Genomic DNA, 19,249 nt, shown 5'->3' with positions numbered 1-19,249 from the left:
TTATGGAAAACTATAAATTAATGGCAAAGGAGTCGCCGTACAAAGAATTGAGCGTGTTAATTGTCGATGATTTTGAAGCAGTGACACGAACTTTATACAGCGCGTTTGAACAGCTAGGTTTTAAAACCATCTTAAAAGCAAAAGATGGTAAAGAGGCGATTTACCGACTGGAGCACAATGTATTCGATATCATTGTTTCTGACTGGAAAATGCCCAAAATGGATGGTTTGGAGTTACTGCGTTTCGTTAGAAAATCAGAAGCCCATAAAACCATTCCTTTTATTATGCTGACTGGCAACTTACATCAAAGCGATGTTGTCGATGCTATTGAAGCAGGGGTCTCTGAGTATTTGATTAAGCCATTTTCGATGGCAACGTTGAGTGAACGAGTTCATAAAGCCTTCGTATCGCCAATTCCCGCAAATACGATAAGTCGGAATCGAGATAAAGAAGTAGTTGTTGAGAAAGAAACTAAACGCACCATCTTAGTCGTGGATGATGAGCCATCAAATCTACAGGTGTTTGGTGAACTCTTAAAACCGCTTTACAAAATACGAGTGTGCCGCAGTGGTGCTCAAGCGATAGATATTTGCTCCAAGCCCGATAAACCGGATTTGATTCTACTCGATATCATGATGCCTGAAATGGATGGCTTATCGGTGTGTCGAGCACTGAAAGCGAATCCGGAAACGGAGTTTATTCCGATTATCTTTGTTTCTGCTTTGTCGCAAACCGACGATGTGGTGAAAGGGCTCAAGCTCGGTGCGGTCGATTACATTACCAAGCCTGTTGTCCCTGAAATAGTGTTAGCGCGTGTTGAAGCCCACATGAATGCGGTGGTGCAAAGACAAAAGCTGGTGAACCAAGTGGAAGTGCTGATTCAGTCTGCTCGGATGCGCGATGATGCAGACCAAACTTTCTTGCACGATGTGCGCAACCCGCTGACAGCAATCATGACGACCTTGATGAATGGTGAAACCACTCAAGAAGATGTCGAGGTGGTCAAAGAAAACTCTGCCGTGATTGGCCGAATGTTAGAAAACCACAGTATTCTGATGGAGCTAGAGCAGGGCTTGTATTCCAAAGCGCTAGAGCCGGTCACTGCGGAAAATGTGTTGCAAAAAGTCGCGTCTAGTTTTAAAGCCAAAGCGGATGAGAAACAGATACGAGTTATCTTGGATGTGGACCCTGCCCATATCTACCAAGGGGATGATTTACTCAGTTACACGATGTTTTGTAACTTGATCTCGAACGCCATAGAGGCTGCGCCCAACGGTACTCGCGTGACGGTCAAATCTGAACGCAAAGAGGATGAAATTATCATCTCAGTGCACAATGTTGGCGAAGTACCCATTAATATTCGCGGTCAGTTTTTCAATAAGTTTGTCACCTCTGGAAAAATTGATGGCATGGGCATCGGTGCTTACTCAGCGAAACTCTGTGCTCAGGCGCAAAACGGCCGGATAAAACTGAATATTAAAGAAGGGGTGGGGACAACGCTCATCCTGCATTTAAAAGTGGGTTAAGTTGGGTTAGAAGTAGGACATATAAAATCAAAAAGGGTCAGCAGTTGCTGACCCTTGTGTTTTTAAAGAGGAGATTACAGAGTTTGATTAAGTTGGAAGTATCGACCTTGTTGGGCGATTAACTCTTGGTGTGAACCGTGCTCAACCACTTCACCATTCTCGACTAAACAAATGCTGTCCATCTTCTCTAGTTCTACAAGTCGGTGGGTAATAAATACCACGGTTTTGCCAACAAAATGCTTATCAAACAAACGCATGATTTGCTGTTCAGTTTGTTTATCTAGCCCTTCGGTTGGTTCGTCAAGCAGCAGAATAGGGGCATTGTGCAGTAATGCACGTGCAATACCGATACGGCGTTTTTCACCACCAGAAAGCTGACGGCCACCATCACCTAACCAATCGTCTAAACCTTTACCTTCGAGCAGTTTCTCAAGACCTACCTTACCAATCGCGGCAGATACTTCAGCATCGCTGGCATCTGGCTTAGCCATGATTAAGTTATCTCGCAGCGTACCATTCAAGATATCTACTCGTTGGCTCACGACGGTAATCGCTGAGCGCAGTTGCGATTCTGATAACTCTTTTAGTGGCTTACCAGCAATCAAGAGTTCTCCTTGGTTGGTATCCCAGTAGCGGGTAAGGAGTTGAAGTAATGTTGATTTACCTGATCCCGTTTGGCCAACGATCGCTAAACGATGCTCAGCAGGCACGACGAGATTAATATCTTTAACTACGGGTACTTGTCCATCAGGGTAGGTGAAGGTGACATTGCGATATTCAATGCCAAAGCCTTGTACTAATTCTGCTGGTTTCTCTGCGAATACTACTTCAGGCTCCGCTAAGATGACGTCATTTAGTCGACGAGCAGAGGTCAGCGTTTGACCTAAGTGTTGGAAAGCGCCGGCAATTGGCATTAGCAGCTCAACACTGGCCATGGTTGCAAAAGCAAATAGAGCAATCAGTGGGTCAGGTTGACCACCGCCAACACCGTCTGCGGCTAGCCAAAGCATAAGTACTAATGTCCAACCATTGGCAAGCATTAGTAGTGCTTGGGCAAGGCCAGCAAAGTGGGCGTTAACGAACTGGTTCTTAAGCAGCTTTTCTTGCGCCGAGTAGATGGCATCGCGGTAGCGTTGTTCTGCGCCAAAAATAGTTAGCTCGCTGTAGCCTTGTAACCAATCAAGGGTATTGATGCGTAAGTCGGCTTTGTTCTGTGTTAGCTCAGCACCGTTACGTTTACCTAATTTGTAAAACAGCACCGGCCAGCAAAGCACTAATACCAACAAGATGCCGCCAAGGGTTAAGCCTAACTCTGGGTCGAAGTAGCACAATACGGCTGTAAGGCTGGCGATACCGACAACACCAATGGTGACCGGGCTGATAAGACGTAGATAGATGTGGTCCATCGCGTCGATATCGGCAATGATGCGGTTGAGAATATCCGCATCACGCAGGTTAGAAACTTTGCCCGGTACGAGTGGCGCCAATTTCTTAAAGAAGAAAATACGCAAGTCAGTCAGCAGTTTAAATGTCGCATTGTGGCTAACTACGCGCTCACCCCAACGACCCGCTGTTCTACCCATGGCAAAGCCACGAACAAACGCACCAGGTAACATGTAGTTAAAGGTTTCACGCGCGATGGTTAATCCGGCAACCGCCGCAGCGGATAAGAACCAACCGGAAAGAGAAAGCAATCCGATGGATGCAAATAGGGTCAAGAACCCAAGGAACATCCCAAGAGATAAACCAAACCAGTGCTTTTTAAACAGTTTCAGATAAGGAAGTAAATCACGCATCTAGGCTACCCTCATTTTGCTGTTGCAGGGCTTGGTTCGCATTGAGCATGTTTTGGAACAGTCCTTCTTCTTGTGACAGTTGAGCAAAGTCGCCTTGCTGAACGATTTGTCCATCTTGCATCACCAATATTTGCTGCACACTTTGTAGCGGAGCAAGTTGGTGAGTAACGATAAGCGCGCTCTTAGCTTCAATTTGGTTATCAAGGCCTTGTGAGACAAGACGTTCACTGCGCGCATCAAGGCTTGCTGTTGGCTCATCTAACAGCCAAAACTCGCCGTTTTGCAGCATGGCTCTAGCAAGGGCAAGACGCTGTGCTTGACCGACTGATAAGCCACCTGAGCGATCAGAAATCGGATACTCTAAGCCGTGTTGAGAAACAAATTCATCGGCAAAAGAGTCCTTTAGTACTTGCTTGATACGTTCTTCATCCACCTCGTGCTTGCCCAACGTGATGTTGTCACGGATTGAACCATGCAGCAGTAGTGGGTTTTGCCCCACCCAGCTAATTTGTTGACGCCAGTGCTCAAGGTTCAGTTCAGTACGTTCTATGCCATTAATTTGCAAAGAGCCGCTGTAAGGTAAGAAGCCTAAAATCGCATTAACTAAACTGGTTTTACCCGCGCCACTTGGGCCGACTAAAGCCGTTGTCTGTTTTGCGCTAAGCGTAAAATCGATAGGGCCAAGTAGGCGTTTGCCCTCTAAGCTAAACACTTCTAGGCCTTGTGCTTTGATCTCTACCCCTTGGGAGACATCAATGGAGGTTTGTCCTGATTTTACTGCGGTCACATCGGTTTCAAGGAAATCGACAATACTCTCCGCTGAGGCAACAGCTTGCTGCTTGGCGTGGTAAAAAGTACCGAGGTCACGCAGAGGCTGGTAGAACTCTGGGGCAAGGATCAGAATAAACATACCGGCAAACAGAGTGACCCCGACGCCGTAATATCCGAAGTTGAGCTCGCCAATAAAGGCGAAACCAAAGTAAACCGCAGTCAGCGCGATAGAGATTGATGTGAAGAACTCTAATACCGCTGATGATAAGAAGGCAATACGCAGAACATCCATGGTACGTGAGCGAAATACCTCAGATGCGCCTTGCATGAGCTCCGTTTCTGCTTTGGTGCGATCAAACAAACGTATAGTGGTCATAGACTGCAGACGGTCGTAGAAGTGACCAGACAATCGTTGCAATGCTTTGAAGTTTTTTTGCCCAGCGTCAGCGGCTTTAATTCCGACCAGTGCCATAAATAAGGGTACAAGAGGGGCGGTTAGTAAGAAGATGAAACCCGCAGCCCAGTTGACCGGAAATACGACGACAAGAATGATGAAAGGAACGATAACGGCCAGCGACATTTGCGGCAAATAGCGAGCGAAGAAATCGTGCATTTCTTCGACTTGCTCAAGCATCAAGGTTGCCCATGTACCTGCTGGTTTACCTTTGATGTAGGCAGGGCCAAGTTCGCGTAACTTATCGAGGATCAGTTGTCGCATGTAGGTACGGATTTGCTCACCACAGCGGTAGCCTGCGATTTCACGCCCCCAAGAGCAGAGCGCTCTTATTGCGATCAATGCCGCTAGACCGGCAAATTGAGGAAGTAGCGAATATTTGTCCGTGTGTTCAATAATCAGTTGATGAAGTATTGAGGCAAGTAAGGCCGCTTGCCCAAGTAAAAACACGCTTGATAACACGCCAAGGCCAACGGCAGCCAGCAACCAGCGCTTTGCCAGTTTACTTTGCTGTCGGAGCCATTTGTTCAAGCTGCGTTGTTTATTTTTATCCATTATGAAGGCTTACTGCTGTTTTTATAGGTCATCTGATGCCCATTACTTGGTCTAGTAATCGCTCAGATTTCACTTTTTCTGACTTGTGAACGCTCGATTATACAAAATAAAACCCCGCGGGAGTACCGCGGGGCTTGAATCATTGTTTTAAATTATGTCAGCCGTTACTTGTTATCAGCTAAGGCATCAAGAAAACGCTCGGCGTCTAGAGCCGCCATACAACCTGTACCTGCCGAGGTAATTGCTTGGCGGTAGTTGTGGTCCATTACGTCACCGGCCGCAAATACACCTTCAACACTGGTTTGAGTCGCATTGCCTTCTAAGCCAGAGTTCACGATGATGTAGCCATCTTTCATCTCAAGTTGGCCTTCGAAGATGCCCGTGTTTGGCTGGTGGCCGATGGCAATGAATGCGCCCATGACATCAATTTGTTCAACCGTATCTGACTTGGTGTCTTTCACGCGTACGCCAGTCACGCCCATATCATCGCCAACCACTTCATCAAGCGTGCGGTCGGTATGCAGAATAATGTTGCCGTTTTCTACTTTGTCCATCAGGCGCTTAACTAAGATCTTCTCAGCGCGGAAGGTATCACGGCGGTGAATCAGGTGAACTTCTGATGCGATATTAGACAGGTACAGCGCTTCTTCAACCGCTGTGTTACCGCCGCCAACAACCGCTACTTTTTGGTTACGGTAGAAGAAACCATCACAAGTTGCACACGCAGATACCCCGCGACCTTTGAATGCTTCTTCTGATTCAAGACCAAGATATTTTGCCGATGCACCGGTTGAGATGATCAATGCGTCACAGGTGTATTCAGCGCTGTCGCCTTTTAGTTTGAACGGACGCTGGCTGAAATCTACTTCGTTGATATGATCAAACAAAATTTCAGTTTCGAAGCGCTCAGCGTGTTCTTTCATGCGCTCCATTAAATCTGGGCCTGTTAGGCCAGTTGGATCGCCAGGCCAGTTCTCAACTTCAGTCGTTGTCGTTAGCTGACCACCTTGCTGCATGCCTGTAACCAAAACAGGCTTAAGGTTTGCACGCGCTGCGTATACCGCTGCTGTGTAACCCGCTGGGCCAGAACCAAGAATAAGTAGGTTACAGTGTTTTACGTTGCTCATTGGCGCTCCATCTTTTTACTAATAGCTTCATCGCTATTGGTCACTGTTTAGGAATTAGAATCGATTGTAATAAAAATAATGGGGATAGGAAACGCGCATTCAAGCCTGATCGGATAAATAAATCGCTATAGCTTAGAACCAGTTGTATCAAAGGTTAAAGCTGAACAAAGGCGATGCAATGGCCTGAAACTCATAGGATTGTTAATAATTCCTAGTTAAGAACACCAAAAACAAGCTCTCAGGCTTTGATGGGGTAGTCATAATACCTATATCTGGCTATTTTGTTGGAGTTTATTTCTAAATTGGTAATTCTGTTGGAGTTATATATCGCAAAAAGTTGACTGATTAGAATTTATGCATGATATTAAGTTGTAAATATATTGTTAAATTGAGCGTAATCATTAAGGAGTCGATGATGCTACACGGTCATGAAAACACATTACAGCTGACACAACTGAGTCGCGAGGCGATTCATCAGCTTTCTCCCACCTTCACAACTTTACCTCACACTCAGCATGCGGATGGTCAATATCGCTTGCGCCGTTACTCGGTAGTGCAGTTTATTGACGGTAAAGTGGTCGCGACAGACAAGCATGATTTTGTTCAGTCAGAGCAGATTAACCATTTCCAAGGCGATATCGTGCGTCAATTTGAGCCATTGCTGAGTAAAACGATAAACAGTGAAGGGATGCGAGAAATGTGCGAGTTGTTTGTCGAGAGCAATGAGCTGCCAAATGGGCAGGAAATTGAAATCCATCAAATCCGGATCTCTGCGGTGTATGACGAAACGCAAGTTGCGCCAGAAGGTGTTCATCAAGATGGCTTCGACCATATCGCTCTAATTGGTATCGACCGCCACAACATTGTGGGTGGTGAAATCATGCTTTATAACGATAACCACGAAGCGCCATTTTTCCGTAAGGTGTTGGAAAATGGAGAAGTGGCGTTACTGGCAGATGGTAAACTTTGGCATAATGCGTGCCCAATTCGAGCCATAGAACATGGTAAAGAAGGCCATATGGATGTGTTTGTATTGACCGCGAAGGATGGTGTTAATGCACTTCAATCTTAATGCCGTTCGGGCGCAGTTTGGCGCGCTAAGCCAGCAATATAATGGGCAAGATGTTTGCTTTTTTGATGGGCCAGGAGGTTCGCAAGTTCCTTTCTCTGTATTAGAAGCGATGCAGGATTACTTAGGCCATTACAATGCCAATTTAGGTGGGCAATACTTCTCAAGCCGTAAAACTGATCAACTGATGGCGAATGCTAGGGCAAGTGCTCAGGCGCTCGTTAATGCTCAAAGCGCCGACAATATTGTGTTTGGCGCGAACATGACTTCGCTGACGTTTTCTCTTAGCCGATCTATCAGCCGTAATTGGATTGAGGGCGATGAGATTATTGTTACTGCGCTTGATCATTACGCGAATGTCAGTACATGGCAGCAAGCGGCTGAGGATAAAGGAGTTAAGGTACTCAGTGCCAACATCAATACTGACGACTGCACGCTTGATGTCGCGCATTTGCTGTCAATGATGAATGACAAGACCCGCTTGGTGGCGGTGACCTTAGCCTCCAATGCGACCGGCAGCATCGTCGATGTTGAGCCGATTATTCGCAAAGCGCAGCAATACGGAACTCAAGTGTTTATTGATGCCGTTCACTACGCACCGCACCATTTAGTGGATGTTCAGCAGTTAGGCTGCGATTTTTTGGTCTGCTCTGCGTACAAGTTCTTTGGCCCCCATGTGGGGATCGCCTATATCGCGCCCAAATGGCTGCAGACCTTATTGCCTTATAAAGTTGAACCGGCAACCAATATTGGACCGGGTCGATTTGAAACAGGTACTCAAAGTTTTGAAGGCCTTGCTGGTCTGGTGGCAGCGGTTGATTATCTCGCACAGTGGGGCAACCAAAATGATTCACTGCGCGATCGGCTTGTTCAATCTTATGTTTTATATAATCAGCACGAACAAACCTTAAGCGAGCACTTTATAAAGCGGATCAATGAACGCAAATACATTCAGCTTTGGGGAGTTAAACAAGGCTTGAGTGCCCTAAGAACGCCAACATTCGCGCTCACTTTTGAGCATCAAAGCCCTGCTGATATCGCTCGACATTTAGGAGAGTCGAATATTTGTGTCTGGAGTGGTCACTTTTATGCGTTGGGGGTAGTTCGTCAGCTGGGGCTAGAGGAGAGTGGTGGTGTGGTCCGTATAGGCATGATGCACTACAACACTATTGAGGAAATTGATCAGTTGTTTGCCACGCTCGATGCACTTTACTGATTAGCTCAATTATCCGTCTCGCTATCCGCTTCACTAACAATAGAGCCGCTCGGTCTGAGCGGCTTTGTTGATCAACTAGGCGTCAGCGGACACTTCTACTTCATAAGATGTGAACTTACGAATATTGATAACGCCGGTATCCAGAATTAGGTATTGACCCTTTATCCCTTCAATTTTGCCTGACACAACAGGATTCTTATCAAAGTTGTGTGAGGTGATCTTAGTCGGGTGGGTATTAACCGGATAGTGAATCTCAGTGATCGCTTCTTGCAAAATCTCAATCGCATCCTCACCAAACTCCTGTTTGATTTGTGTGATTTTGTCTTCGACTAGAGGCAGTAATTCAGAGAATTTTTCTTCAAGCGCCATTGGTTCACCATCTTGCTTAAGCAGGGTTCGCCAGTTGGTTTTGTCTGCAATATGTTTGGCTAACTCCACTTCAATCAGGCCAGAAATATAACGACTTTTCACTTTAAAAATAGGCAAGCCTTGCGTTGCCCCTTGGTCAATCCAGCGTGTAGGGATTTGGGTATGACGAGTAATGCCGACTTTTAAGCTAGAGGTGTTAGATAGGTAAACATAATGGTCAACCATGCAGTTTGCTTCGCCCCATTCAGGTTCGCGGCAAGTGCCTTGGTCGTAGTGACAGGTTTCCGGCTTCATGATGCACATGTCGCAGCTAGCGAGTTTTTTCATGCACACAAAGCAATGGCCTTGAGAGTAACTTTTCTTGGTTTTTTTACCACATGATTGGCAAAAGATATTGCCAGTGTGAGTCAGGGTAATGTTTTGGCCTAGGAATGGCTTGAGATCGATAGCGTGTTCACCGACCGGTAAATGGTAGTGAACCGCATCTTCAAGATCACCGCGCATTTTACGCAGTGTCCCGATAGCGATAGATGACATGACTTTGCTCTTTTTGCTTTATGTAACCACGTAAGTGGCTGGGTCAATTAACCCTAATGATTATTTTGTTATTTTATCAGAAAAGTCTCAGGAGTGTGGAGTAGATGCGCTCTGCGTATAGTGGCATTGGAGCATAACGGTGCTGTATACGAGGGAGTTAAAAATATTGGTGTAAGTAGGGTTATTTTTCTGTGCAACAGATCATTTTTATCGTACATTTTGTATCAAAAATAGGACAACAATAATTAGGGTCTTTTGACTCACATTTAGCTGGTTAGGAAGGTGAGGAACCTTGAAAAGTTTTCACAAGCTCGTTTTCGTTATGACGATATTTTCAGTGACGGCCGTTTGGCTACACTGGTTATATGGCGACACGAAAGTATACAAAATTAGCCCCAATCAATTTGTTTATGTTGCCACCAATGATCAAGTCCAAAAGGGTGCATCGACAAGCTCACTCACACAAACGCCACATAAAACCGTTTTAGATTGCCAACTGCAAACCAGCGAAGATTATGCATGGCCGTATTGTGGTCTCTCTATCCATATCCAACCAGAAAATGCGGCAATTGGCATCGACTTATCTGATTACCATACGATACGCCTAGATCTAGATTTTGAACGTTTAGACAGTGACGAAAAGCCAACCATGCGCTTTTACCTGCGTAACTTCAATCCCGCTTACTCTAAAACTGATGATGAGTATACCCATAAATACAACGGCTTAGATTATCGTCTTGGCGATTACAGCAAACCGTTGGAGATCCCACTCAAAAGCCTACAAGTGCTCACGTGGTGGCTGGTGGACAATAAAATTCCTATTGAGCATTCCTCGCCAGAGTTCAACAATATTAACCGTATTGAATTTGCCACTGGATCAGGTAGCCCTGTTGGGCAATATCAAATGACGGTAAATAGCATTGAGTTTATTGGTGAATACATCGCTGGTGAAGATTTGATGATGGGGCTACTTATCATGTGGATTGTCACGGGAATGACCTACAGCGCACATGAGATTCGCAATAGCCGTAAATTAATTGCAGACACAGAACATCGCCGTCAAAAGCTCAAAACTCTTAACCGCAACTTGCGTGAGCAGAATGTGCAATTTGCTGAGATGGCTCATCACGACCCTTTAACTGGCGCAATGAACCGACATTCGATTCGTGAATGGTTAGACAAAGAATTTGTCGCGACTGATGGCGGCAATCTACAACTGTCGGTCATTTATGTGGATATTGATCACTTCAAGCAAGTTAACGATCAATTTGGCCATAAAATGGGTGACGATATTCTACGCGAATTCACCATGGTGATATTGGGTCAGCTACGTGTGACTGACCGCCTTGTTCGCTGGGGTGGGGAAGAGTTTGTGATTTTCAGTCCGTTTACCACGCTTGACCAAGCGGTGATCGTTGCTGAACGACTACGTAAAAAAATCGCTCAACATATCTGGATTCACGGTGAAGTGTTGACGGCCAGCCTTGGTGTTGCAGACTTAGGCGATGAAAGCCCAACCGATATGTTGGCAAGAGCAGATGAAGTGCTTTACCTTGCGAAGCGCAATGGCCGTAACCGAGTGGAAGTGGCCGAGCGAGTGCAATAGTGATTGAGTCGCGTTAATTGTTTCAGTGCAGATTGTTTAGGCAGGAAAAAGGTGACCGTGAGTCACCTTTTTTGTTCCGCTATGTTTTATTCAGTTTATTCGGTTTTATCTGTTGGCTCTGCGGCGCTTTGACTTTGTTCCAAATCAGGTAAAGCCTTTGAAATAGGCTCTTTCGGGCCAAGGAATTTAGGCTGAGTACCAATCAAATATAAGTCAATGAAGGCTTTAGTTCGGGCGAAAACCTCACGAAAGCGCACCTTAAAACCAGAGTGAGAACTTGGCCCCGGCACAGCAAAACAGCGGGCATTAATCTGATGGTAATTGGCGATATACAGCGCGCGCTCACAGTGGAATTTTTGCGAGATAATTAGAAAGTTATCGGTATCGAAAATTTCTTTTGCGCGCACGATGGAATCAAGCGTGCGAAAGCCTGCGTAATCGAGGTGAATACGGTCTTCAGGGATTTCAGCTTTGAGTAAATCGCGCTTCATCGTCCACGGTTCGTTATAGGAGCGATGGGCGTTGTCGCCACTAAGGATGAAGTTGCTGATTTTTTCGTCTTGGTAAAGCGCTATCGCAGCATCGATACGGTTGGTGTAATACTCGTTTAAGGTACGGCCTAAGTATTTGCTCGTACCTAGTACCACGGCCACTTCATGGGGTTTGACTTCACTGGCGTCGAAGTAGAGTTGTCCCTGGGTATGATTTGTTACCCATCGGTCAATGGAGATAACCGCGACAACCCCCAAAATAGCTAAGGCTAAAAATGTCCATAGCGCTTTCTTGCACCGAGTCAGAAAACGCGATTGAGGTGAGCGGTGGTAAAAAATCTTTCTCACTAGATTTGTCGATTCCTTTGTGCCCAAAGCCCTATCAAAATAAAGCTGGTCAATACTATGCAAAACATCATGCCATAGGGCAAATCACGTAATGTCCGCGCTAGGTAAGGGGTTGCTTTTACAATGATTAAGCCGTAACCAAACGCATTAATCAATATAAACACGACCGTTCTTACGACAAAGTTCTGAGTTCTCAACAATCGACGCAGATTCGCATTGATTTCACCGCCAAACATCACTAAAGCACAAGCGATTAAGGCAGTAGAGATCTCACTTAAATATGGCGCAATATAACGCCCAGCAGGGGCTAAAAATTCCAACATTTTGATGACCAAAGCAAAAAGCCCCTAATAATAGGGGCTTTGAGTAGGATATTAGAAAGCAGTACGTTTGTAACGGCGGTACACAGGCTGCCAGAAGTGAGCATCGATAGCTTCTTCAAGCGCTTCGTCGGTAATTTCCAAAGCAACACCTTGTTCAATCGCTTTTTTGGCAACTGCGAAGGCAATCTTCTTCGATACTGAATGAATCGCTTCCAGTGGCGGTAACAATGCGCCTTGGCCATTGATTGCCAGTGGTGAACATGTTGCTAGCGCACGGCTTGACTCCATCAGCATTTCATCAGTTACGCGACGCGCTGAAACAGCAAGTACGCCTAGGCCAATACCCGGGAAGATGTAGCTGTTGTTACATTGTGCAATTGGGTAGGTTTTACCATCGTGAACCACAGGGTCAAATGGGCTACCGGTTGCCACTAGCGCTTCACCGTTTGTCCAACGAATGATGTCGTTTGGTGTCGCTTCAACACGACTGGTAGGGTTTGAAAGCGGGAAAACAATTGGACGCGGGCAATGCTTGTGCATCTCTTGAATGACTTCTTTGCTAAACAGACCCGGAGCGCCAGATACGCCAACAAGAACCGTTGGTTGGGCATTGCGCATGACATCTAATAGTGAGTATGCGTTGTTGTCGGTTTCCCAATTTTGTGTGTTTTCAGATTTCTGAACGAGCTTTTGTTGGAAGTCGAGAAGGTTTGGCATGCCTTCTTGCAGTAGGCCCCAACGGTCAACCATGTAAACTTGTGAGCGAGCTTGCTCATCTGAAATACCTTCAGAAACCATTTGAGCGATGATCGCTTCTGCAATACCACAACCGGCAGAGCCTGCACCTAAGAAGGTGATGCGTTGATCAGATAGCTTACTACCCGCAGCCTGACATGCCGCCAATAGTGAACCCACGGTAACCGCAGCCGTACCTTGAATGTCATCATTGAAGCAGCAGATGCGATCTTTGTAGCGCTCTAGTAGCGGCATTGCGTTTTTCTGTGCAAAGTCTTCAAATTGAATTAGAGCATCAGGCCAACGACGTTGAACCGCTTGGATAAACTCTTCGACAAACGCATCGTAATCCGTACCTGTGATGCGTGGATGACGCCAGCCCATGTACATAGGGTCAGCAAGGCGTTGTGGGTTGTTTGTACCCACATCAAGCACGATAGGCAAAGTATAAGCTGGGCTAATACCACCACAAGCGGTATAAAGCGAAAGCTTACCAATTGGAATACCCATACCGCCGATACCTTGGTCACCAAGACCAAGAATACGTTCGCCGTCCGTTACAACGATGACTTTTACGTTGTGGTTTGATGCGTTGTTTAGAATGTCATCCATACGCTCGCGGTTGGCGTAAGACACAAACAAACCACGGCCACGACGGTAGATGTTAGAAAAGTTTTCACATGCTGCACCAACCGTTGGGGTGTAGATGATTGGCATCATCTCGGTGATGTGGTTCTGCACTAAACGGTAGTAAAGCGTCTCGTTAGTGTCTTGAATGTTGCGTAGATAGATATGCTTATCCATATCGCTTTCAAAACTACGGTATTGCTGATACGCGCGTTCAACCTGTTCTTGGATGGTTTCGGTGGTTTCTGGCAGCAGACCTTCTAAGTTAAAAGAAATTCGTTCTGAAGCAGTAAAAGCACTGCCTTTATTTAGAAGGGGGGTACTTAGAAGTGCTGGGCCAGCAAAAGGGATATACAAAGGGCGTTTGTCGTTATTCATTACGAACCTATTAATTTCGACCCATAGTTGGGCAGGGGGAACAGGGAAATTGTTACTATTGTAAACCGCTATGGGTAATCTCGACAACAATCACAGTGCAGAGTGAGAGATTGATTAAAGGAATCGGGCTTTCTCTGACGGATGTTAACGGCTTGAGTTTAAAAACTCACTTTTTGGCGTGTTATACTGGCGCTCCTAATTACTTCCATTCTATTGATTATGCTTCAACTTCCTATTGATTCACTAAAGTCTGATTTTATGCAATTGCTCAAACAGAGCGATCTCATTGTTGAAGCTGAGACCGGCTCGGGTAAGTCGACTCGCTTGCCTTTATGGGCGGCGGAGTATGGCCGAGTATTGGTGATTGAACCAAGGCGATTGGCGTGTACTTCGCTAGCGGAGTTTCTCTCGCAGCAAGCAGGGCAAACTTTGGGTGAACGCATTGGTTATTCGATCAAACTCCAACACTGCGCGACTGAGAATACTCAAGTGCTGTTTGTCACTCCCGGAGTGGCACTTCGTTGGATGAGTGAAAATCAGTTGAGTGATTTTTCTACCATCATCGTGGATGAGTTCCATGAACGTCGCTGGGATACGGATTTGCTCGTCGCGCTATTGAAACAGCGCAATCAGCACCGCGTGGTGTTAACCTCGGCAACCATAGAAGGAGAAAAACTGGCTGCGTACTTGGGCGCACAAAGGCTGCATGCAGAAGGGCGCGTATATGATGTGGCGATTGGTCATCGCGCTAAAGAGTCTCGCCAACTGCCGGATTCCCGTCATTTGGATCAACGAGTGCGCCAAGAGGTAGAAGCCTTATTACCAGATTGTCAGGGTGACATTTTGGTTTTTCTTCCGGGCAGAAAGGAGATTGCTCAGTGCCAATCAGCGCTCGCGCACATTGAAGACATTATCGTTGCGCCGCTTCATGCGTCAGTGACTAACCAACAGCGTGATATCGCTTTAAATCCGCAAGGAAGAATGAAGGTTGTTTTAGCGACCAATGTCGCTGAAACCTCACTCACCATTGCCAATATTGTTGCTGTGATTGATTCCGGTTTAGAGCGCAGAACAGAGCAACGCAATGGGCGCACCACGCTTAGTTTAAAGCACATTTCTAAATCGAGCGCTCAGCAACGCGCGGGGCGAGCAGGCCGAGTGATGGATGGCATTTGTATTCGCTTGTTTGGAGAACATGCCGCGCTGAGTGATGTGACGCCACCGGAGATGTTTCGAGAGTCATTAACCGAGGCGATGCTTGCCTCTGCTAGTTGTGGCGTAGCGCTAGAGCAGTTGGAGTTTTTACAATCATTACCGCAGCGCTCGGTGGAACAGGCTAAAGAGTTATTATTGGCCATGAACGCCATAACGCAGCAAGGCTTGGCAACTGAGCATGGTAAGAAAATCTATCCTTTACCTATTGATGCGCTGTTGGCCGACCTTGTCACTCGAATGCCAACTAAGGCGCTGCAAGAAGTGATGATCGATTACACCGCGATATTGGCAACACCCGGCAAGCTATATCGGCTCAAAAGTTCAGAAGAACTGCAAGAACAACTCGCGCAGGATGAGCCATTGGGTTGTGATGGTCAGTTAGCCATCAAGATCATTCGTGGTGATCTGTTATCAGGTGTCGACGTTGATAATGAGGCCTTAAGCGAGGCGCGAGCGCTATCAGCGCAGATGCGTGAGGTATTTGAACTGCCACAGCTTGAGGTTGCATCACGTTATGAACATTCTCAATGGGTCAATGCGATTGCAACTTTGCATCCTGAGCTGGTTTTTGTCAGACGAGAGCGCAGGCAAGAGGCATTTAGCAATGGTGAGTTGGAAGTTGTATTGGGTAGAGAAAGCCGTTTTTCGCCTCGTTCTGAAGGCGCGATTGTATTAGATACTCATAGCCTGCCGGGTAGAGGGGTGAAGCAAACCTTAACTTTAGCGACGCAAATGATGCCGTTCTCTTTTGAGCAGATGGCGGCGCTAAATATTGGTGAATGGCAACAGGGTGAAACCGTGTGTGAGGATGGCGTCACCCAAGTTGAGATGCAGCTAGTGTATGCAGGACGAGTGATCGCCACAGAGCTGCAACAAGCGCAAGGGGAGCTCGCAATAAAGCCGATGCTAGAGGCGGTAAAAAACGGTGAGGTGCTTGATGGGCTCTACTTGCAGCGCAAACAACAAATAGACCATTGGCGATTGTATGTTGAACTGGGTTTAAGCGAGCAGGTAAGCGATCATCAGCAACTGACGTTTGAACATTGGTTTACTGAGCAGTTAACTCAACTCGAATTGGACTCAATGGAAGAGCTTGAGCTTTTTAGCGCCGAGGATTTTCAGTTCGAGGGCATTCCATATTGGGAATATGAAGACTTTGCACAAACTTATCCATTTACCCTGCTTTTAGGGGATTTGAATTTAGATGTTGAATATCACACGGATAAAAAATTAGTTTACGTAATATATCGTGATGGCTTACGTAAAGGCGACCCCAAGAGGTGGGAGCTCCCGCGCTGGAAGGGCTGGCGCGTTCAGTACAAAAAAGCCAGTCGAGTTATTAATGTGGTTTAACAGGATAGTGTCCTATCTCGTTTTTGGGAATGGATTATTTTGGTAGCGCAAATATTAAGCAACTGATTCCGTATATCATTTTCTTGTTCAAGGTTTGTTACTGCTTTGGTTTTTATATAGCTTTTCCGCTCAAGTAAGGGGTATAAAAGACTATTGTTTTATATCCTATTGCTATATGAAGAATGATGGCCGATATTAAATTCACTGTGTTGCCGCGATCACGGGGGATGATATGGAACATCAAGGCAAGGCATGTGTGGTATTTGATTACACCTCTTTTTTAGGCGCTTCCTGCAGTAAGAAATGGACGTTTCTCGAAGCAATTAGCTCCATTGCTCCTATCTTTGGGCTGGCATGGAAAGATGGTATCAAATCGCAAGAGACAGCCGAAGAGCGTTTATGGAATCAAGCCATGAAGTCGCTCTCAGCGAGTCGAAGTGACGAATCAAATATTCATACGCTGTTAAAGCTTGCAAAAACGGAGGGTATTCACGAAATAAAACTTGTCATGCCTTACGAGCTAGAACAAGAACAAATAGAGCGATTAAAAAAGCGTTCCAAAGTGGATATTCAAAATCTTCAACAAGATGAATTAATGATTACTTTTTAAAAGGCCCTAGCGGGCCTTTTTTGTTTTTGGTGATCACGTTTTTGCCACGAAACCCACATAAATATAATTGCTTATACGCGAACTCGTTAACTGTGCACTACGGTTAAAAAAACAGTTGTGAGGGTCAGTTATGCGCATAAATCCAAATAAAACGCTGCCAATTCTCGGTTGTTGTTTACTCGGTATCACTTCACTGCCAGCGGCGGCAATGGTCGAACTCCCAAGATATTTTTACGCGGATCTCGCTGCAGGTGCGTTAGATGATGATATCGGAACCAACAGCAATGTGACCGCATTGAGTGTTGGTGGGGTGATGCCGCTAAGCTTTGGGCTGTTGGCGAGCCTTGATTATTCTGCTCGTTTTATCCATCCAGATGAGACTACGACGGAAATCTATACCTTACTGCCCGGCCTAGGGATGCAATTCGATTTGGCGCAAAACCTTGCGTTACAAGGGTTAGTGAAAGCGGGCATGCAATGGGCTGAGCAGACCAATGACATTACTGACACCACGCTATCAAGTAATGATGAGTTCACATGGGGTGGTGAGTTGGGTTTGATATATCAATTGAACGAGCGGTGGAGTGCTATCGCGGATGTTGAATGGAATCGCAGTGACATTATTGATGTTGATATTTATACGCTAAGGGCAAACTACCGTGCTTCTCAGCGAATGAGTTTTGGCGGGTTTTATACCCATCGAAATTCGGGAGTGACGACCACTAATGAAGGGGGTGTATCGTTAAGAGTGCACTTCTAACAAAAAGAGCCAGCAATCGCTGGCTCTAATTCTATTGGCTGTTGCAATAGGGGTTTTGGCGGTAATCGGGCTTATAGAACCGCAGCAATGCCTTTGCAAAGCGGTAGCATGTTGTTCTTCGTCATACCCGCTACGCTGATACGGCCAGAGCCAACAATGTAGATACCGAACTCTTCTTTTAGGCGGTTTACTTGCTCTTTAGTTAAACCAGAGAACGAGAACATACCGTTTTGACGTTCAATGAAGCTAAAGTCTGCGTCTACGCCTTGCTCTTTTAGTGTTGCAACGAATAGCTCACGCATCTCTTGAATGCGGTCACGCATCTCTTTTACTTCTGCTTCCCATTCAGCACGAAGATCGGCATCGTTTAGAATGTAAGTAACCACAGCACTACCGTGCGCAGGTGGGTTTGAGTAGATAGAGCGAATGATGGCTTTTACTTGAGAGAAAGCCGTTGTCGCGGTTTCTTCGTTTTCTGCAACTAGAGTGAAAGCACCCACACGTTCGTTGTAAAGACCGAAGTTTTTAGAGAATGAGCTCGCAACTAAGATTTCTTTGTTGTATTTAGCGAAAGTACGCAGACCTGCTGCATCTTCTTCTACGCCAGTTGCAAAGCCTTGGTACGCGAAGTCAAACAGTGGCAGAAGTTGTTTCTCTGCAACCAATTTTGCCAATGTTTCCCACTCGTCTGCCGTTGGGTCGATACCCGTTGGGTTATGACAGCAGCCGTGAAGAAGAACGATGTCGCCTGCGTTTGCTTTCTCTAGATCAGCAAGCATGGCTGAAAAATCTTTCTCTTTGGTTTCAGCGTTGTAGTAGCTGTACTGAGCGGTTTCAATACCTGCTGCTGTAAACACGCCATTGTGGTTTGCCCACGTTGGGTTGCTGATCCAGATTTTTACGTCGCCCAATTGGCGTTTGATGAATTCACCCGCAACGCGAAGTGCACCAGTACCACCTGGTGCTTGTGCTGTTTTCGCGCGTTTAGAGGTGACGATTTCTGCTTGCCCACCGAATAGCAGTTTTTGTACTGCTAGGCCGTATTCTGCCGTACCTTCGATTGTAAGGTAAGACTTGGTTTTTTCGGTTTCAATCAGTGCTGCTTCTGCTTTCTTTACTGTTGCTAGAACAGGCGTTTCACCTTGTTCATTTTTGTAAATGCCTACGCCTAGGTTGATTTTTTCAGCGCGAGGGTCTTTTTTAAACTCTTCAGTAAGCCCAAGAATAGGGTCTGCTGGTGCAGCTACTACTTTTTCAAACATAATCGTCATCCATGTAAAGTCGAAGGGAGAAAATACTTCGAATATTTATACCTTTATGAGGCCACACTGACAACAGCTAGCCGAAATAAAATGCAAATTTATTCATCTATTTGCTTCACTC

The 19,249-nt window shown here is 45.9% G+C and carries 15 protein-coding genes; 7 read left to right on the top strand and 8 right to left on the bottom strand.

The genetic code is table 11. The features are described from left to right. Positions 1 to 2 precede the first annotated feature (2 nt). Positions 3 to 1,526 (top strand): ATP-binding response regulator, encoded by a 1,524-nt coding sequence (locus tag MU515_RS01720; protein WP_260258641.1) that lies wholly within the window; start codon positions 3 to 5, stop codon positions 1,524 to 1,526. A gap of 74 nt (positions 1,527 to 1,600) precedes the next feature. On the opposite strand, the gene cydC is transcribed toward MU515_RS01720, so the two are convergent. The 3 genes from cydC to trxB form a co-directional block, all read right to left on the bottom strand. Next, on the bottom strand, positions 1,601 to 3,322 hold the full coding sequence (gene cydC / locus MU515_RS01715) for a heme ABC transporter ATP-binding protein/permease CydC (protein WP_260258640.1): 1,722 nt from the start codon (positions 3,320 to 3,322) through the stop codon (positions 1,601 to 1,603). Beyond that, the gene (cydD, locus tag MU515_RS01710) at positions 3,315 to 5,102 is read right to left on the bottom strand and encodes a heme ABC transporter permease/ATP-binding protein CydD (protein WP_260258639.1); all 1,788 of its coding nucleotides are present in this window, start codon (positions 5,100 to 5,102) and stop codon (positions 3,315 to 3,317) included. The genes cydC and cydD overlap by 8 nt, the downstream gene beginning before the upstream one ends. A 164-nt stretch (positions 5,103 to 5,266) precedes the next feature. Beyond that, entirely contained in the window at positions 5,267 to 6,229 is a 963-nt protein-coding gene (trxB, locus tag MU515_RS01705) for a thioredoxin-disulfide reductase (protein ID WP_260258637.1), read from the bottom strand. Positions 6,230 to 6,644: 415 nt separating this feature from the next. Between trxB and MU515_RS01700 the strand changes: the two genes are divergently transcribed. Beyond that, positions 6,645 to 7,301 carry a 2OG-Fe dioxygenase family protein gene (locus MU515_RS01700; RefSeq protein ID WP_260258636.1) on the top strand — a complete coding sequence of 219 codons (657 nt, stop codon included), beginning with the start codon at positions 6,645 to 6,647 and terminating at the stop codon, positions 7,299 to 7,301. Further along, entirely contained in the window at positions 7,285 to 8,514 is a 1,230-nt protein-coding gene (locus tag MU515_RS01695; protein ID WP_260258635.1) for a cysteine desulfurase-like protein, read from the top strand. Before MU515_RS01700 ends, MU515_RS01695 begins: the two co-directional genes overlap by 17 nt. 75 nt (positions 8,515 to 8,589) lie before the next feature. Here the strand turns inward: MU515_RS01695 and MU515_RS01690 are convergent, their stop codons facing one another. Beyond that, positions 8,590 to 9,420, bottom strand: coding sequence for a DUF2797 domain-containing protein (locus MU515_RS01690; RefSeq protein WP_260258634.1), 831 nt, complete (start codon positions 9,418 to 9,420; stop codon positions 8,590 to 8,592). A gap of 292 nt (positions 9,421 to 9,712) precedes the next feature. Between MU515_RS01690 and MU515_RS01685 the strand changes: the two genes are divergently transcribed. Then, positions 9,713 to 11,026, top strand: a complete 1,314-nt coding sequence (locus MU515_RS01685) for a GGDEF domain-containing protein (protein ID WP_260258633.1) — start codon at positions 9,713 to 9,715, stop codon at positions 11,024 to 11,026. Between the two features lie 95 nt (positions 11,027 to 11,121). On the opposite strand, the gene MU515_RS01680 is transcribed toward MU515_RS01685, so the two are convergent. Genes MU515_RS01680 through MU515_RS01670 form a run of 3 tightly spaced genes read right to left on the bottom strand, consistent with a single transcriptional unit; the run spans position 11,122 to position 13,928 of the window. Next, on the bottom strand, positions 11,122 to 11,892 hold the full coding sequence (locus MU515_RS01680; protein WP_260258632.1) for a SanA/YdcF family protein: 771 nt from the start codon (positions 11,890 to 11,892) through the stop codon (positions 11,122 to 11,124). Beyond that, positions 11,865 to 12,188: a DUF3392 domain-containing protein gene (locus MU515_RS01675; protein WP_260258631.1), complete on the bottom strand. Its 324-nt coding sequence runs from the start codon at positions 12,186 to 12,188 to the stop codon at positions 11,865 to 11,867. The genes MU515_RS01680 and MU515_RS01675 overlap by 28 nt, the downstream gene beginning before the upstream one ends. Positions 12,189 to 12,239: 51 nt before the next feature. Continuing rightward, entirely contained in the window at positions 12,240 to 13,928 is a 1,689-nt protein-coding gene (locus tag MU515_RS01670) for an NAD-dependent malic enzyme (RefSeq protein WP_260258630.1), read from the bottom strand. A gap of 219 nt (positions 13,929 to 14,147) precedes the next feature. Here MU515_RS01670 and MU515_RS01665 point away from each other — a divergent pair, with 219 nt between their 5' ends. From MU515_RS01665 to MU515_RS01655, 3 genes are all read left to right on the top strand, one after another. Beyond that, positions 14,148 to 16,496, top strand: a complete 2,349-nt coding sequence (locus MU515_RS01665) for a DEAD/DEAH box helicase (RefSeq protein WP_260258629.1) — start codon at positions 14,148 to 14,150, stop codon at positions 16,494 to 16,496. Positions 16,497 to 16,728: 232 nt separating this feature from the next. Then, complete coding sequence (locus tag MU515_RS01660) at positions 16,729 to 17,106, top strand: transporter (RefSeq protein WP_260258628.1); 378 nt, start codon at positions 16,729 to 16,731, stop codon at positions 17,104 to 17,106. A 130-nt stretch (positions 17,107 to 17,236) separates the two neighbouring features. Continuing rightward, the gene (locus MU515_RS01655; protein WP_260258627.1) at positions 17,237 to 17,866 is read left to right on the top strand and encodes an outer membrane beta-barrel protein; all 630 of its coding nucleotides are present in this window, start codon (positions 17,237 to 17,239) and stop codon (positions 17,864 to 17,866) included. Between the two features lie 71 nt (positions 17,867 to 17,937). On the opposite strand, the gene MU515_RS01650 is transcribed toward MU515_RS01655, so the two are convergent. Beyond that, on the bottom strand, positions 17,938 to 19,128 hold the full coding sequence (locus MU515_RS01650; RefSeq protein ID WP_260258625.1) for an amino acid aminotransferase: 1,191 nt from the start codon (positions 19,126 to 19,128) through the stop codon (positions 17,938 to 17,940). Positions 19,129 to 19,249 lie beyond the last annotated feature (121 nt).

Source organism: Vibrio intestinalis, from assembly GCF_025195085.2.
In the GTDB taxonomy this organism is placed as follows: Bacteria; Pseudomonadota; Gammaproteobacteria; order Enterobacterales; family Vibrionaceae; genus Vibrio; species Vibrio intestinalis.
This window is presented reverse-complemented; position numbering and strand designations above follow the sequence as displayed.

Coding starts and splice junctions, on each gene's coding strand:
- MU515_RS01720 (WP_260258641.1), top strand. CDS start 3: ATGGAAAACTATAAATTAATGGCAAAGGAGTCGCCGTACAAAGAATTG.
- cydC (WP_260258640.1), bottom strand. CDS start 3,322: ATGCGTGATTTACTTCCTTATCTGAAACTGTTTAAAAAGCACTGGTTT.
- MU515_RS01670 (WP_260258630.1), bottom strand. CDS start 13,928: ATGAATAACGACAAACGCCCTTTGTATATCCCTTTTGCTGGCCCAGCA.
- MU515_RS01690 (WP_260258634.1), bottom strand. CDS start 9,420: ATGTCATCTATCGCTATCGGGACACTGCGTAAAATGCGCGGTGATCTT.
- trxB (WP_260258637.1), bottom strand. CDS start 6,229: ATGAGCAACGTAAAACACTGTAACCTACTTATTCTTGGTTCTGGCCCA.
- MU515_RS01675 (WP_260258631.1), bottom strand. CDS start 12,188: ATGTTGGAATTTTTAGCCCCTGCTGGGCGTTATATTGCGCCATATTTA.
- MU515_RS01695 (WP_260258635.1), top strand. CDS start 7,285: ATGCACTTCAATCTTAATGCCGTTCGGGCGCAGTTTGGCGCGCTAAGC.
- cydD (WP_260258639.1), bottom strand. CDS start 5,102: ATGGATAAAAATAAACAACGCAGCTTGAACAAATGGCTCCGACAGCAA.
- MU515_RS01700 (WP_260258636.1), top strand. CDS start 6,645: ATGCTACACGGTCATGAAAACACATTACAGCTGACACAACTGAGTCGC.
- MU515_RS01665 (WP_260258629.1), top strand. CDS start 14,148: ATGCTTCAACTTCCTATTGATTCACTAAAGTCTGATTTTATGCAATTG.
- MU515_RS01655 (WP_260258627.1), top strand. CDS start 17,237: ATGCGCATAAATCCAAATAAAACGCTGCCAATTCTCGGTTGTTGTTTA.
- MU515_RS01660 (WP_260258628.1), top strand. CDS start 16,729: ATGGAACATCAAGGCAAGGCATGTGTGGTATTTGATTACACCTCTTTT.
- MU515_RS01650 (WP_260258625.1), bottom strand. CDS start 19,128: ATGTTTGAAAAAGTAGTAGCTGCACCAGCAGACCCTATTCTTGGGCTT.